The sequence below is a fragment of the Streptococcus tangpeifui genome, assembly GCF_011038795.1.
Classification (GTDB): domain Bacteria; phylum Bacillota; class Bacilli; order Lactobacillales; family Streptococcaceae; genus Streptococcus; species Streptococcus tangpeifui.
On sequence record NZ_JAAKDU010000012.1, the window covers coordinates 1 to 15,456 of the forward strand.

Annotated in this window: 16 protein-coding genes and 3 tRNA genes; 16 read left to right on the forward strand and 3 right to left on the reverse strand. The window is 41.7% G+C overall.

From position 1 onward, the window contains the following. From G7Y32_RS08725 to radC, 16 genes are all read left to right on the forward strand, one after another. On the forward strand, positions 1–1,007 hold a 1,007-nt coding region (locus G7Y32_RS08725; RefSeq protein ID WP_165212965.1), incomplete at its 5' end, for a putative Ig domain-containing protein. A gap of 648 nt (positions 1,008–1,655) precedes the next feature. Next, positions 1,656–2,891, forward strand: coding sequence for a PTS sugar transporter subunit IIC (locus G7Y32_RS08730; RefSeq protein WP_165212967.1), 1,236 nt, complete (start codon positions 1,656–1,658; stop codon positions 2,889–2,891). After that, complete coding sequence (locus tag G7Y32_RS08735) at positions 2,888–3,733, forward strand: alpha/beta hydrolase (protein WP_165212969.1); 846 nt, start codon at positions 2,888–2,890, stop codon at positions 3,731–3,733. Before G7Y32_RS08730 ends, G7Y32_RS08735 begins: the two co-directional genes overlap by 4 nt. Before the next feature lie 350 nt (positions 3,734–4,083). Beyond that, entirely contained in the window at positions 4,084–4,350 is a 267-nt protein-coding gene (locus tag G7Y32_RS10430) for a hypothetical protein (RefSeq protein WP_241154230.1), read from the forward strand. Between the two features lie 410 nt (positions 4,351–4,760). Further along, the gene (rpsP, locus tag G7Y32_RS08745; protein ID WP_165212971.1) at positions 4,761–5,033 is read left to right on the forward strand and encodes a 30S ribosomal protein S16; all 273 of its coding nucleotides are present in this window, start codon (positions 4,761–4,763) and stop codon (positions 5,031–5,033) included. 11 nt (positions 5,034–5,044) lie between these two features. Next, positions 5,045–5,284, forward strand: a complete 240-nt coding sequence (locus tag G7Y32_RS08750; RefSeq protein ID WP_004229971.1) for a KH domain-containing protein — start codon at positions 5,045–5,047, stop codon at positions 5,282–5,284. A gap of 376 nt (positions 5,285–5,660) precedes the next feature. Continuing rightward, a tRNA-Gln gene (locus tag G7Y32_RS08755) sits at positions 5,661–5,732 on the forward strand. A 19-nt stretch (positions 5,733–5,751) separates the two neighbouring features. Continuing rightward, positions 5,752–5,835 (forward strand) — tRNA-Leu (locus G7Y32_RS08760). 85 nt (positions 5,836–5,920) lie between these two features. Continuing rightward, positions 5,921–5,993, forward strand: a tRNA-Arg gene (locus G7Y32_RS08765). 226 nt (positions 5,994–6,219) lie between these two features. Next, positions 6,220–6,741: a ribosome maturation factor RimM gene (gene rimM / locus G7Y32_RS08770; protein WP_165212973.1), complete on the forward strand. Its 522-nt coding sequence runs from the start codon at positions 6,220–6,222 to the stop codon at positions 6,739–6,741. Continuing rightward, positions 6,731–7,492, forward strand: a complete 762-nt coding sequence (trmD, locus tag G7Y32_RS08775) for a tRNA (guanosine(37)-N1)-methyltransferase TrmD (RefSeq protein WP_165213080.1) — start codon at positions 6,731–6,733, stop codon at positions 7,490–7,492. Before rimM ends, trmD begins: the two co-directional genes overlap by 11 nt. Then, positions 7,470–8,468 (forward strand): NAD(P)/FAD-dependent oxidoreductase, encoded by a 999-nt coding sequence (locus G7Y32_RS08780; protein WP_165212975.1) that lies wholly within the window; start codon positions 7,470–7,472, stop codon positions 8,466–8,468. The genes trmD and G7Y32_RS08780 overlap by 23 nt, the downstream gene beginning before the upstream one ends. A 373-nt stretch (positions 8,469–8,841) precedes the next feature. Beyond that, positions 8,842–9,585 carry a DeoR/GlpR family DNA-binding transcription regulator gene (locus G7Y32_RS08785; protein ID WP_346773316.1) on the forward strand — a complete coding sequence of 248 codons (744 nt, stop codon included), beginning with the start codon at positions 8,842–8,844 and terminating at the stop codon, positions 9,583–9,585. After that, positions 9,582–10,493, forward strand: coding sequence for a 1-phosphofructokinase (pfkB, locus tag G7Y32_RS08790; RefSeq protein WP_165212979.1), 912 nt, complete (start codon positions 9,582–9,584; stop codon positions 10,491–10,493). Before G7Y32_RS08785 ends, pfkB begins: the two co-directional genes overlap by 4 nt. Continuing rightward, entirely contained in the window at positions 10,490–12,448 is a 1,959-nt protein-coding gene (locus tag G7Y32_RS08795) for a PTS fructose transporter subunit IIABC (protein WP_165212981.1), read from the forward strand. Before pfkB ends, G7Y32_RS08795 begins: the two co-directional genes overlap by 4 nt. Before the next feature lie 130 nt (positions 12,449–12,578). Beyond that, positions 12,579–13,274, forward strand: a complete 696-nt coding sequence (radC, locus tag G7Y32_RS08800) for a RadC family protein (protein WP_165212983.1) — start codon at positions 12,579–12,581, stop codon at positions 13,272–13,274. Positions 13,275–13,421: 147 nt separating this feature from the next. Here radC and G7Y32_RS08805 read toward each other — a convergent pair whose 3' ends face one another. From G7Y32_RS08805 to G7Y32_RS08815, 3 genes are all read right to left on the reverse strand, one after another. After that, entirely contained in the window at positions 13,422–14,114 is a 693-nt protein-coding gene (locus tag G7Y32_RS08805) for a gamma-glutamyl-gamma-aminobutyrate hydrolase family protein (RefSeq protein ID WP_165212984.1), read from the reverse strand. A 212-nt stretch (positions 14,115–14,326) separates the two neighbouring features. Next, entirely contained in the window at positions 14,327–14,965 is a 639-nt protein-coding gene (locus tag G7Y32_RS08810; protein ID WP_165212986.1) for a redox-sensing transcriptional repressor Rex, read from the reverse strand. Between the two features lie 125 nt (positions 14,966–15,090). Continuing rightward, entirely contained in the window at positions 15,091–15,453 is a 363-nt protein-coding gene (locus G7Y32_RS08815) for a DUF1831 domain-containing protein (protein ID WP_004227302.1), read from the reverse strand. Positions 15,454–15,456: the final 3 nt, after the last annotated feature.

Below are 15,456 nucleotides of genomic sequence, written 5' to 3' on the forward strand. Positions count from 1 at the left end.
GCAAGGACACTGAAGCCCCAGTCATTAGTTCCAATGATAAGACGGTAACCGAAAAGACCTCATTTGAGATTCCAGTTAGTGTGACTGATAATGATGATCCAGATGCCAAAGTAACAGACGTTTCAGGTCTGCCAGAAGGAGTAACTTATGATTCGGCAAGTGGTAAGATTTCAGGTTCTGCTGATCAAGAAACTTGGAGCGGTGACTCTGACGAAGTTCACACTTACCCAGTAACCATCAAAGCTACTGATGGTTCTGGCAACGAAGGTACGAAGGAGATCACCATCACGGTACAACGTGATACGGACGGTGACGGAGATCCAGACGTGACTGATCCAGATGATGATAATGATGGTATTCCAGATGATAAGGATAAAAATCCAAAATCGAAGGATGCCGAAGGTCCAGTTATTAATGCCGATGATAAGACAGTTACGGAAAGGACGCCGTTTGAAGTACCTGTATCTGTCACCGATAACGATGATCCAGACGCTAAGGTTACTGAGGTCACCGGTCTACCTAAGGGTGTTAATTTTGATGAGGCTGGTAGTAAGATTTCAGGTTCTGCCGATCAAGAAGATTGGTCAAACGATCAAGATGAAGCCCACACTTACCCTGTAACACTCAAGGCTACCGATGGTGCTGGCAATGAAAGCACTAAAGAAATCACCATTACGGTTCAGCGCGATACGGATGGCGATAGCATTCCTGATGTCGATGACTCGGATGATGATAATGACGGCCTTCCAGATGATAAGGATAAACATCCGAAAGACAAGGATACTGAAGGTCCTGTTGGCAATACAAGTGTTGAGAAGGCTCTTAAACCAAATGACACTGCTCAATCGCATCAAACTATCAATCGATCTTCTTCGGAAGCGAACTTGCCTAAGACAGGAGACTCGAATAATTATTTACCTTTAGTGGGTGTTATCTTCTTACTGTCAGCTTTAACATTCTTTGCTACCGGAAAAAGAAGAGAAGGTGATGAGGAGGATGTACTTTAATCTTTACATTGCTTGAGAGATTAAAAAAAGAATAAAACAAGGTTGGTATGATCGTTCCAACCTTGTTTTTATACGCAAAGGAATTTCCCATTCTCTAACCCAGCTACCGCAGTAGCATTGATTGCTACAGTTCTTATCGTGACAAGGTGCGGATAACTCAAAAAATGGATAAAACGAAACTTTTCACAAAAGTACAACAAACTGAAAGAAGATGCAAAGTCCTTAAGTAGTGTTTCAAAGAAAATTAGGAAGTTTGTTTGACGCAGGGTCGTTAATTGAAAGGCTTAAGGAAAACAGTTCTATTTTCGCAGCAGCATAGGTGTATTCGGTTTGCAATGACGTTTTTCAGATTGGTGATAACATCAGTTGCAGGAAAGTTTTTTTAAGAGGCCATTCGATTTTAAATTCATTTATATGTGTTTTCAGCCCAATTCATGAAGCATATCTTAGTAAAAGATAGACTTTGAGACTGCACTGCTCGTTTTTTCTTCAAATAGTTCTTAGCCATTCAGCGAGAAACTTTTCTCCATTGGCTGTATGCTATGTTATTTTTTTGCTCTTACTGTATAAGTGATATAATGGTTTTATCATTCGATTGTGCTTTACGTTGACTGCTTTTTCAAAGCTTAGCAAATGAAGGTTAATTTTATGAAAGATGCTCATTTTAAGCGTTCTCTGAGGTTTAGCTACCAACTTTATCAGAGCTTTAGTGATGTTTTTCCTTTTGCGATGATTTATGCCTGGCTGGCCATTTGTCAAAATCTTTTTGTTTCAGAAAATTCCTTTTTGGCAGAGACCTGTCAATGGGATTTTTATCTGCAAGAGTGGTGGCTGTTTTTATCTCAGACACTGGGAAATGTTTTGCGGTTCTTGATGATTTTTATAGCCGCTTATTTTGTGGCCAGTTTTATTAGACGTCATTTAAGCTTTATGAAGCGAGAATTCTACCTGACTAGTCTATTAGGGTTTCTGGTCACTTGGCTCTTTTTAGCTAGGATGGGGCAGGGGGTGGATCTTCTCGGTCCCAGTCAGCCATTTTGGTTGTTTTTGTTAGTTATTGCTTTTGTATTTCTTCTTGGGGTTAAGATTTGGCCTTTTAAATCTTCAGCTTTGTCTTATGTGGGTTTAGGAGGAGTGCTTCTCTTGATTTGTCTCGGTTCCAATCTTTTGAAGCGCTTCCCCAGCTTTAAACCAGAATATCTCTTGCAGATGGGCTTTTCGAATTGGTTGGGGGGTGGTCCTAGTCATTTGTGGCAGGTCCTGTTCTGGTCTTTATTGGCAATTTTTATGTTGAACTTTGGCTTTCTGGTTCCTAATGCCCTCCTGCACCCTTATACTGAATTAACAGTTGTAGGGGAGAATCTCGATGCAGCCCTAAGTCAGGCAACTGACAAGATTCCCCATCTTTTTACTCTTTATACCTTAAAAGATAGTTTTGCCATGTTTGGCGGAATTGGTCTCCTTTTGGCTCTCTTACTTGCTGTGTTGATTGAAAGTCGTAAAAGGGCCAGTTCACACTACCGTCAATTAGCATTATGGACTCTTGTTCCTGTAATTTTTGATCAAAATCTTCCCTTCCTTTTAGGGCTGCCAGTTATCTTGCAACCTATTTTGTTGCTTCCTATGATTTTAACAACTCTTTTAGCAGAAGGCTTAGGTGCCCTTTGCTTACAAATAGGCTGGTTAAATCCGGCAGTTTACGCAGTACCTAATGGCACTCCCAGTCTACTCTTCGGTTTTTTGGCATCCAATGGGGACTGGCGTTACCTCTTGGTCACTGCTCTGATCTTGATTCTGGCAGTATTGATCTACTTACCCTTTGTCAGACTTGTCTTGAAAAGAGAACATCAAGCTGCTGAATGGATAGAAAGAGTGGACTCATGAAAAAGCACCTGAAATCTCTGGCTTTTTCCCTCGTTGCTCTTCTTTTAATAGTCATGACAATTTTGGGAAAAGCCTATGTTAATGAAGTAACCAGACACAAGACCAAGCTTTATAATTCGCAAATGATTCCAACGATTTTAGTGCCAGGTTCAGATGCGACTCAAGAGCGTTTCAATGGACTGCTAGCTAGTCTGAATGAGCGTGGTCAAAGCCATAGTATTCTAAAACTAACTGTTAAAAAGGACGCGTCCATCACTTATTCTGGCAAGCTTAATAGCAAGGATCAACATCCATTTATCGTTATTGCTTTTGAAAATAATCAGGACGGCTATGCCAATATTAAGAAGCAGGCGGAGTGGCTTGACTTGGCTCTGACAACCTTGCAGGATAGGTATAAGTTCAAGCGCTTCAATGCTATTGGTCATTCTAATGGTGGACTCAACTGGACCATTTTTCTTGAGAAGTATTACAGCAAGGAGGATTTTCAAATACAAACCCTGCTGACGATTGCTACTCCTTATAATTTTGAAGAAACTAATATTTCCAACAAGACCCAAATGCTTAAAGATTTGATGGCTGCAAAAGAACTGATTCCAGAAAATTTGACGGTTTATAACCTTGCAGGTACGACGTCTTATGATGGGGATAAAATTGTCCCTTTTGCCAGTGTAGAGACTGGGAAATACATCTTTCAAAAGACGGCTAAACACTATACTCAAGTAACCGTATCAGGAGACGAGGCTAGCCATTCTGATTTGCCTAGCAACCCTGAAGTCATTCAATATATTGCTGAAAAAATTGTGATGGAACGTCCAGATAGGCTAGTAAAACCTGATCGTTAAATGGGGCAATTTATTTTGAAAAACGGTTATTTCTATAGAATTGTTTTTCAAAATCATAAGGGCTAGAGGTTAGTATGAAAGTGAGGAAACAATAAAAACAATTATTCTTACAGGTGGAACCTCGGGCATCGGATTAGAGCTAGCTAAACTGCTCGCCAAAGAAGCCAGACGGATATTTCAGATTGCCTGAAATTAAACAAGATTATCTCAGGCTAAAGCAACCTTGGAAGCCTGAAATGCTAATCTTGAAGTTTTTACTATTAGTGCTGAATTATCAACAATCGAAGAGATTCACCAGTGTATCCAGCAGGTTGAGGTTTTGGAGCTGAAGATCGATAGTTTGATTAATCATGTTGGCTATGGCGGCAAATGGTTTGGTTGACGGTCTTCCTTTAGATACTGTTGAGCGAGCTGTGGTGACCAATGCTATGACGGCAACTCTAATTACTCAGGCCTTTTTACCTGTCAGTGTTAAAAATCAAGGGAATATATTCTCTATTGAAGTGGGGCAGCGACTCATACTCTGCTTTACTGTTGGCAAAAATCTTATTTACGGTCTTGTCAGAGGACTTCGAGTTGATTTAAAAGGAACAGGCGTTCCTATTACAAAAATTTAACCGGCCCTTGTTGCCATGAATTTTGGAGACAGTAGCGGTGACTCTGTCTCCTCGCAAGATTTTGCGGACAATAATCCTTTCAGAAGAGTTGAAATTACACCGCAGCAGTGAGTCAAATCGCTTATCGCTTAAAGGTGCAATAAATTTATTACCTAGGATTCGGCCATCGCTTCCTGATTCGCCTGACCAAGCACATTCTTGGTCTGCTAATGGAAAAATGCTTCAAAAATTTATTTCACGCTAATATTTTGTCTGAGACAATGATGAAGCGCTGAGATTTCGGCTGACTAATTTTTAGGGCTGTCAAGATTTTTTCTTGACAGCCTGTTTTCTTTCTGCTATACTGTTCACGTAAAGTCATGGGAGAAGCTATGGCTAAGCAAGAATTATTATAGAAAAGAGACTTAAACATGTCAGTAAAAATTCGTTTGACTCGTATGGGTTCTAAGAAGAAACCTTTCTACCGTATCAATGTTGCTGATTCACGTGCACCGCGTGATGGCCGTTTCATCGAAACAGTCGGTACTTACAATCCATTGGTTGCTGAAAATCAAGTAACTTTGAAGGAAGACCGTATCCTTGACTGGATGTCTAAAGGGGCTCAACCTTCTGACACTGTTCGTAATATCCTTTCACGTGAAGGTATTATGAAAAAATTCCACGATTCTAAATACTCAAAATAAGACCTTAGCTTATGGATACCATTGAAAATCTTATTATCGCTATCGTAAAACCTTTGATTTCAAAGCCAGATAGCTTCAGTATCAAAATTGAAGATGGTCCTGAATTTATGGAGTACCATCTGGATTTGGACCCTCAGGATATTGGTCGGATTATCGGCAAAAAAGGTCGAACTATCACAGCGATAAGGTCGATTGTCTATTCGGTACCCGTTGAGACCAAAAAAGTTAGAATCATTATCGATGAAAAGTAGCAGAAGTGTCTGTTACTTTTTTATCTGTTTAGATCCTTTCCCTATTTGGAAAAGCCTTATACAAGATACTAAGCTGTTAAGTGACCCAACGAAATTTAGGGAGCTTGACGAAGAATCCCTAAAGATCATAGGAAAGCGAGTCTAATTTCACAGAGTCGTAGGCGTGTTCATTTAGGCAGAACTTCTAATGATGACTGATGGCTGTCTATGATTCGCTAGCATACAATACTGTGGATTGCTCTATCAGTGACTTATAAGCTGAACGGGTTTAACGGACTGCCTTCGCCGGTCGGAAGATTTTAGGATTTATCTTTGGAATTTTCTTTCCTAAGCTGCTTGACAAGTTTCTCATTTTTCAGTAAAATATAAGTTGTATTGGGGTATAGCCAAGCGGTAAGGCAAGGGACTTTGACTCCCTCATGCGTTGGTTCGAATCCAGCTACCCCAGTTTTTTTATTTGCTTCTAGGCCGGTGTGGCGGAATTGGCAGACGCGCTGGACTCAAAATCCAGTGTCCTCATGGACGTGCCGGTTCGACCCCGGCCACCGGTATTAGGATCTTACTTGATAAGTCGAGCCTAGAATAATGCTTCAAGGGTCGCTTATTGGTTTAGATTTGTTGTATGTGATTTAATAACACCCTTGGTTTAACTGGATAGAGTACCTGACTACGAATCAGGCGGTTAGAGGTTCGAATTCTCTAGGGTGCATCCTTAGAGAGTAGGACAAAAATCAGTAAATCTAGAATAATGTTAACGAGTCTGGACTTTTGTCCCAGACTCATTTTTGATGGCTTGATTAAGGTAATTTTTAAAGGGGACTTGACTGATATTTTTAGCCTTCTTAGATGATTGATTAAGGGATTTCACTCTTTACTTTAGTGGTTAGAGAGTGGTAAAATACTAAGAAATGACTAAAATAATATAAGGAAGTTATATGAACTATTATAAAGTTGGGACTATTGTCAATACTCAAGGGCTTCAAGGGGAGATGCGGGTCCTATCGGTAACTGATTTTGTGGAAGAGCGGTTTCAAAAGGGGAGTCAATTGGCCCTTTTTGATGATAAGGATCAATTTGTTCAAGTGGTAACTATTGCCAGCCATCGTAAGCATAAAAATTTCGATATTATCAAGTTTAAAGATATGTACCATATCAATGCTATTGAAAAATTTAAGGGCCACACTCTTAAAGTAGCGGAGGAAAATTTGGCAGATTTGGCTGAAGGTGAATTTTATTATCACCAAATTATTGGTCTACCTGTCTATGAAAACAATCAGCAGCTTGGTCTCATTAAAGAAATTCTTCAACCCGGAGCCAATGATGTCTGGGTGGTTAAGCGAAAAAGCAAACGGGACTTACTCTTGCCCTATATTCCATCGGTGGTTAAGAAGGTTGATTTGGCCAATCAACGTGTCGAGGTTGAGCTTTTAGAAGGGTTAGATGACGATGAAGATTGATATTCTGACCCTTTTTCCTGAAATGTTTGCCCCTTTGGAATATTCCATTGTTGGCAAAGCTCAAGAGAAGGGGCTCTTAGACATCACTTACCATAATTTTCGTGAAAATGCGCAAAAATCCCGCCACGTTGATGATGAACCCTATGGAGGCGGCCAAGGTATGCTGCTGCGGGTTCAGCCAATTTTTGATACCATGGCAAAAATTGATATTCAGAACCAGCAGCCTCGGGTTTTGCTCTTGGATCCTGCCGGCCGAAAGTTTGATCAGGCTTATGCTGAGGAACTGGCTCAAGAAGACCAGTTGATTTTTATTTGTGGTCATTATGAGGGTTATGACGAACGCATCAAGACCTTGGTGACCGATGAGGTCTCTCTGGGTGATTTTATTTTAACAGGTGGTGAACTGGCAGCTATGACCATTGTCGATGCGACTGTTCGCCTTATTCCTGAGGTTTTGGGTAAGGAATCCAGCCATCAGGATGATAGCTTTTCATCCGGTCTCTTAGAATATCCTCAATACACCCGTCCGTATGACTTTCAAGGGATGACGGTTCCTGATGTTCTGATGAGTGGTCACCACGAGAATATTCGTCGCTGGCGGTTGGAGCAGAGTTTGCGCAAGACTTGGCAAAGGCGGCCTGACTTGCTGGAGCAGTACCAGTTGGGTACTGAAGAAGTAGAGCTTTTGGAAAAAATTAAAAAAGAAAATAGAGAAATTGAGGAAACAAATGACGGAACAAAAGATTGCTGATATTACTATTATCGGTGGCGGGCCGGTTGGCCTTTTCGCTGCTTTTTATGCCGGTCTACGTGGTATGTCTGTTAAAATCATTGAAAGCCTGTCTGAACTAGGTGGGCAGCCAGCTGTGCTTTATCCTGAAAAACTTATTTATGATATTCCTGCCTATCCTAAGACCAATGGGGTTGAGCTGACCGAAAATTTGTTGGCACAGCTGGACCGTTTTAAGGAGACGACTGAGATTTGCCTCAAGGAAGAAGTTTTGAGTTTTGAAAAGACGGGCGAGCTCTTTACTATTGAAACCAACAAAGGACAACATTTATCCCGAGCTATTATCATCGCTTGCGGCAATGGAGCTTTTGCTCCGCGAACCTTGGGGCTTGAAGGTGAAGAAGTCTATGCTGATAATAATCTTTTCTATAATGTTCATAAGCTAGACCAATTTGCTGGCCAGAAGGTGGTCATCTGCGGCGGCGGCGATTCAGCGGTTGATTGGGCCCTGCATCTGGAGCCAATCGCTGAGAGTGTGACCATTGTTCACCGGCGGGATGCTTTTCGGGCTCATGAACATAGTGTGGAACTTTTGAATGCTTCCTCGGTCAAGATTATGACGCCTTATATCCCTTTGAGCTTACATGGAGATGGTAAAACTGTGACTGGGCTGTCCATTCAAAAGGTGAAGGCAGAAGAAGTGGTAGATTTGGACCTAGATGCCTTGATTGTCAGTTTTGGTTTCTCAACCAATAATAAGAACTTGCGTAACTGGGGGATTGACTACAAGCGGACCAATATCGCCGTGTCACCGGTCTTTCAAACCAGTCAGGAAGGTGTCTATGCAATCGGTGATGCCGCTGACTATGATGGCAAGGTTGACCTGATTGCTACAGGCTTTGGCGAAGCTCCAACTGCCGTTAATCATGCTATCAAGTATATTTATCCTGATCGTGATAATCGAGCCGTTCACTCGACTTCCCTAATCAAAGACTGAGATATTTGTGTCCTTTCATTCATTAGCCTTAGTGACAACTGGTCTAATTTTGTGAGATAAATTTTATCTAGTTATGAATCTAACCTCATCAGGGCTTTACTAATCTGATGCTGGTTGTCTGCCAATTTTAGATAATGACTAGTTTAGACTTGAATCCCTAGCTGGATTCTGTTAGTCTTACTTTCCTTTCTGGCAGTTGGCAGCTGGAAACTCAAAGGTTTTTAGATAGTTGTAATATAGACCAAGCGGTAGTTGCTGCTTGGTTTTTCTATCGATGGGGCAAGGGTTTGACTGTTTTTGGAAGAAAGTGCTTGACATTGGAAGAAATTGGCTTATAATAAAGATTGTAAACGATTGCAGAGGGGGTGTTGCTATTCTTAAGTTAGAGCGTAAAAAGCTGATTATGGAGCGAATCAGCCAGTATGATTTTGTGACCTTAGACAGTTTAGTATCTCTGTTAGAAACGTCCGAATCGACAGTCCGCCGTGATTTGGACGAACTTGAGGCTGAGCGAAAACTACACCGCATTCATGGCGGGGCAGAAAGGCTTTCCAACCTTCAAGAAGAGCTGAGCAACCAGCAAAAGGCTATCAAAAATGTTCAAGAGAAAAAACTGATTGCTCAGAAAGCCAAGGACCTGATTGATGATGGTGAAGTCATTTTTATTGAGGCCGGGACGACCAATGAACTTTTGGTGGACAAGTTAACGAGTCAAAATTTGACGGTGGTGACGAATTCTATCCATCATGGCATCAAGCTTGTTGAAAAGGGGATTCCTACGGTTATGATTGGGGGGAATGTTAAGATTCCTACTGACGCTAATATTGGGCCTATCGCCTTTCAGCAGATTAACCAGCTCAATTTTGATAAGGCTTTTTTGGGAACTAATGGGATTGATGGTGAGAATCTAACCACTCCCGATATTTATGAGGCAACCATTAAGCAGGCAGTCATTGCCAGCAGCAAGGAAGCCTTTGTACTGACTGATGCTACTAAGCTGGATCAGGTAGCCTTTGCTAAGTTTGCTAAACTGGAAGAGGTTACCTTGGTCATTAATCGCTCCTCTAAACCAATTGTCACTACTATAAAGGAAAAAACGAAGGTGATTGAAGTATGATTTATACCGTAACCCTCAACCCATCTATCGACTACATCGTTCGTCTGGACAGGGTCGTTCTCGGCAGTGTCAATCGCGTGGACAGCGACGATAAGTTTTCTGGGGGGAAGGGCATCAATGTTAGTCGAATTTTGCAACGCTTAGGTGTGCCTAATACGGCAACAGGTTTCTTGGGCGGTTTCACTGGCAAGTTCGTTGAAGATGGACTCAAGACTGAAAACATCCCAACAAAATTTGTTCAGGTTGATCAAGATACTCGAATTAATGTCAAAATAAAGGCAAATGATGAGACAGAAATCAATGGTGCTGGTCCTGAAATTAGTCCAGAGCAGTTGGCTGATTTGGAAGCCATTCTGGCAGGCCTTTCGGACGATGATACTGTGGTTTTTGCGGGTTCTGCCCCAAGTAATTTAGGCAACCAAGTTTATAATCGTTTGCTTCCTGTCGCTAAGGAAGCAGGCGCTCAAGTTGTTTGTGACTTTGAAGGGCAAACTCTCTTAGATTCCTTGAATTATCAACCGCTCTTGGTTAAGCCTAATAACCACGAACTGGAGGCTATCTTTGATGTCCAGCTCAGCGGCTTGGCAGATGTTGAAAAATATGCTAGAGAGATTCTAGCCAAGGGAGCTCAAAACGTTATCATTTCTATGGCAGGTGAGGGGGCTTTGTTGGTAACACCAGAAGCTGCTTATTTTGCTAAACCAATCAAAGGTCAAGTTAAAAATTCGGTTGGTGCAGGCGATTCAATGGTTGCTGGCTTCACAGGAGAATTTGTCAAATCTGGTGATCCAGTCCAAGCCCTAAAATGGGGTGTGGCTTGCGGGACATCGACCGCCTTTTCCGATGATCTAGCTAGTGTCGATTTTATCAAAGAAACTTATCAAAAAGTAGAGGTAGAAAAACTATGAAAATTCAAGATGTCTTGAGAAAAGAAGTCATGATCATGGATCTGCAGGCAACTACTAAGGAAGCTGCAATTGATGAAATGATTTCTTCCTTGGTTGACAAGGGAATTGTTACCGACTTTGATACCTTCAAAACAGGTATCATGAATCGGGAGGCCCAAACTTCAACTGGTTTGGGTGATGGTATCGCCATGCCTCACAGCAAAAATGCTGCTGTTAAGGAGGCAACGGTACTCTTTGCTAAATCAGCTAAGGGTGTTGATTATGAAGCTCTTGATGGTCAGCCAACCGACCTCTTCTTTATGATTGCAGCTCCAGATGGTGCCAATGATACTCACTTGGCTGCCTTGGCTGAATTATCTAAGTATTTAATGAAGGATGGCTTTGCTGATAAATTACGTCAAGTAACCACTCCTGAGGAAGTCATAGCAACCTTTGATGCAGCAGAAGAAGAAAATCAGGCAGAAGCTGCTGCTAAGGTTGCTCCAGCCGCTGACGATGACCAGCCACTGGTCGTTGCGGTTACTGCTTGTACCACTGGTATTGCTCACACCTACATGGCAGAAGAAGCACTGATTAAGCAAGGACAGGAAATGGGTGTTAATGTTCGAGTTGAGACCAATGGTGCTTCAGGCATCGGTAATGCCCTAACAGCTGATGAAATTAAACGCGCTAAGGGTGTTATTGTTGCTGCGGATAAGGCCGTTGAAATGCCTCGTTTTGATGGCAAACCATTGATTTCTCGCCCAGTCGCTGAAGGTATTAAAAAACCAGAGGAATTGATTAATGCTATTTTGGATGGTAAGGCAGAAACCTACCATGCGGCCGCAGGAGAAGCTAGCTCAGCTGCCGCTGATTCTGGTGAAAAGACCGGCCTTGGAGCCGCCTTCTACAAACATTTGATGAGCGGTGTTTCGCAAATGCTGCCATTCGTTATCGGTGGCGGTATCATTACTGCAATTTCTTTCTTGATTGATAATTTTATGGGTGTTCCGCAAAGTCACTTGTCAGACCTAGGTCACTATCATACTGCTGCAGCTCTATTTAATCAAATTGGAGGAGCCGCCTTCTTCTTCATGTTACCAATCTTGGCTGGCTACATCGCTTATTCAATTGCTGAAAAGCCTGGTTTAGTAGCCGGTGTTACGGCTGGTTATATTGCCAAAGTTGGTTATGCCATCAATATGATTGGTGTTGATGAAAGTAAGCTAATTCCATCCGGCTTCCTCGGTGCTTTAGTCGGTGGTTTCTTAGCTGGTGGTGTGGCTTTGATGCTGAAAAAATATGTCAAAGTCCCTCGCTCTTTGGAAGGGATCAAGTCTATCTTGCTCTTGCCTTTGCTTGGTGTTGCTATCACAGGCTTGTTAATGCTTTTAGTCAATGTACCAATGGGAGCTATCAACACAGCTTTAAGTAGCTTCTTGGAAGGTTTATCAGGAAGTTCGGCTGTACTTCTAGGCTTGATTGTTGGTGCCATGATGGCTATCGATATGGGTGGCCCATTCAATAAGGCAGCTTATGTTTTCGCTACAGGTACGTTGGCAGATCCTAATGCTCTTGCGCATGGTGGTACAGTTGTTATGGCAGCAGTTATGGCCGGTGGTATGGTTCCGCCGTTGGCAGTCTTTGTAGCCACTCGTCTTTTCCCTAAGAAGTTTAATAAGGAAGAGCGCGATTCCGGTTTGACCAATATTGTTATGGGCTTGTCCTTTATTACCGAAGGGGCTATCCCATTTGGTGCTGCTGACCCAGGTCGTGCTATTCCAAGCTTTATGGTCGGTTCAGCTTTAACAGGAGCTTTAGTTGGTGCTGCGGGTATCAAGCTTTTAGCTCCTCACGGCGGTATCTTCGTTGTTGCTTTGACAACAAACTGGTGGCTCTATCTGATCTTTGTTGCCATCGGAGCAGTTGTATCGGGTATCATCTTCGGTGCTCTCCGTAAGGAACAAGATGCTTAACTTAATGTTCAAAAATGACATCTATCTCTTCAGTTATTCATTTAACTGGAGGGATTTTTAATTTTTAAAATGTTGCGGAAAAATAGCATTTTTGCCACTGGCCTACGAATATAAAGTTAGGAGGTAGAACATGTATAGTGTAGAAATTCATGAAGAAGCTATGAGACCCAGAGAACGCCTGATTAGTCTTGGTGCAGAGAGCCTGAGCAATCAAGAGCTATTAGCCATTCTCTTGCGGACGGGAACTCGACGGCACCACGTTTTAACTCTGGCCAATAATATTTTGGAGACAGTTGATAGCTTAGCAGATTTTCGCAGTTTATCCTTGGAGGAGTTGCAAGCTATTCCAGGAATCGGTCGGGTTAAATCCATTGAGCTGAAAGCGGCCTTAGAATTCTCTAAGCGCATCAATCAAACATTGCCTGAGAAGTCAGAAAGGATTATTTCCAGTGACCGTCTGGCCAAGAAAATGATAGCAGAGTTGCGGGATAAAAGACAGGAGCATTTGATAGCTCTCTATTTAGACACTCAGAATCGCCTGATTAAAAAGCAAACTATTTTTATTGGTAGCGTTCAGCGCTCTATTGCAGAACCACGAGAGATTCTCCACTACGCTTGTCGAGTTATGGCAACATCAGTTATCGTTGTTCATAACCATCCTTCAGGACAGCCTGATCCGAGCCGTTATGATATTGTGTTTACAGAGAAAATCAAACGCTGCTGTGATGACCTTGGTTTGGCCTTTTTGGATCATATTATCGTTGGTTATGATCATTATTATAGTTTTCGGGAAAAAACAGATATTATCATTGATCTGCCCAGCTGAAAATATTGAAACTAACTTGCTAATAAAAAGACCAGGCAGTAGAAAACTGTCTGGTCAAAATGATAAGTAAGTAGCTTAGCTCTTGGGAAGCTGCTTAATGATATGAGAGGATAGCAGCCTCTTAATTTTCAATCGCTTTTTTCATGCCTATAGTTCGTTGACAAAATAGTTGAAGAGCTCTTGATCTTCCTGCCGACTGCCAATCAGATGCTCTGGATGCCATTGGACTCCTAAAAAATGGATATCAGGATGGTTGGAAGCAACGGCTTCGATGGTTGCATCTTTAGGATCCTCAGCAATAACATCAAGATAGGGAGAGAGTTCCTTAATGCTCTGATGATGGAAGGAGTTGATTGTGGTTTCAGAGCCGTAGATTTCAGCTAATTTTGTATTGGCTTTGATCGTCATTTCATGGGAGAGATAGTCAGTCGGAGCCTCCTGCCAGTGATTTTCAATGGCTTGGTTGAGGTTACCTCCCAGAGCCACATTCATTAGTTGGGTACCACGGCAAACGGAGAATATAGATTTTCTTTGACGAATAGCTTCATCGATAATGGCAAATTCAAAAATATCTCGGCGGTGAGAAAAATCATCATCTAATGCCTGTTTTGTTTCGTGATAGAATTCAGGATCAACATTTTGTCCACCAATCAATAGAATTTTATCCACCATACCAACATACTCGATAGCATCATCGATGGAACCAATAGGCAGGAGCAGAGGAATTCCACCAGCCCTTTGAACCGCTTGGACAAATCCTTTGGGAGTATAACTAGTGGTGATGTTATCGCTGTTAGGCCTTTCATTTGTTGTAATACCAATGATTGGTTTTTGCTTCATTAAGGAAAACCTCCTAGGTGGTAAAATATGAATTGAGAAAGAGATGGGACGGAAACTTGCCTCCCCACACATTGTGCTAATCTTTGAAGAGGAGCATAAGGCAGTTGAAAGGGCATATAATAGACAGTATCGCTAACTCATAAGATGACCTAGAAAAAAATCTATAAGCATCTATCTTACATGCTCTTCAATTTTATTGAACTTTAATACTTTTAGTGATTCTGATTCATAAAGAAGAGAAGTGTCTGGAGTTCACTGGTCAGATCGACGTATTGCACAAAGACACCCTCAGGCAGGTGCAAATTGACTGGAGAGAAGCTCAGTATTCCTTTGATACCAGCCTCTACTAGCTGATCAGCGACTTCCCGGGCTTTAAGACTGGGAACAGTCAGGATGGCCGTCTGGCAATTAGAGTTTTTGAGATGCTCTTTGACGGTCGAAATACCGTAGATAGGAATGCCATCGTCTGTCTTAGTATTAACCAGTTCATGATCATCCGTATCAAATGCCATTATAATTTGCATCTTATTGCGTTCATGAAAACGGTAGTGGAGCAGGGCTCGGCCCATATTCCCGCAGCCGACTAGGGCTACACTAGTGATAGAATGATCGTTAAGGATATCAGCGAAGAAATTCATCAACTTCTTAACGTCGTAACCAAATCCCCGTCTCCCTAGTTCACCAAAGTAAGAAAAATCTCGGCGAACAGTGGCTGAGTCGATTCCGATAGCTTCAGCAATTTGCTTGGAGCTGGCCTTTTCAATATTCCCTGCATTAAAGCGTTTAAAAGTTCGATAATAGAGCGATAGGCGTTTGGCTGTCGCTTTTGGAATAGATTTATCAATAACCATGATTGACTATCTCCAATCTATTTTAAAGTCAATAGTTCTAAGTTAATTGTAGAACAAGATTGTGAAAACTGCAACAAATTTGTGATAAAAAAATCCTATGTTAGCATAGGATTCTTCTATCGAAATCAAAGATTTGGACTGTCATTTTCTGTTTTCGTAAAAATATCTCGCTCGACCAAGCTATCCATCAAAAAGTAAAATTTATCTTGAATAATAGCTGTTTTGTCTGATTTAAAGATATTGACCAAGCGCAGTCCAGACTGGTCGGTGATACTGAGTTTAAAGGAAGACAAATCCTTGTGAATAGTAATTTTAACAGGGAAACCTTGTCCAGAATTGGGAACCTCTTCCAGAAGACGGTTAAGTTCGTAATGACCAAGTTTATTTGGTTCAAAAGTTGTATCTCTCAGTGTATATTTTTTAATCTTAGGACTGATGGTATAGGTATACTTACAGTCGTCCAAGTGAATAGATTTTTCAAATGCCATGGT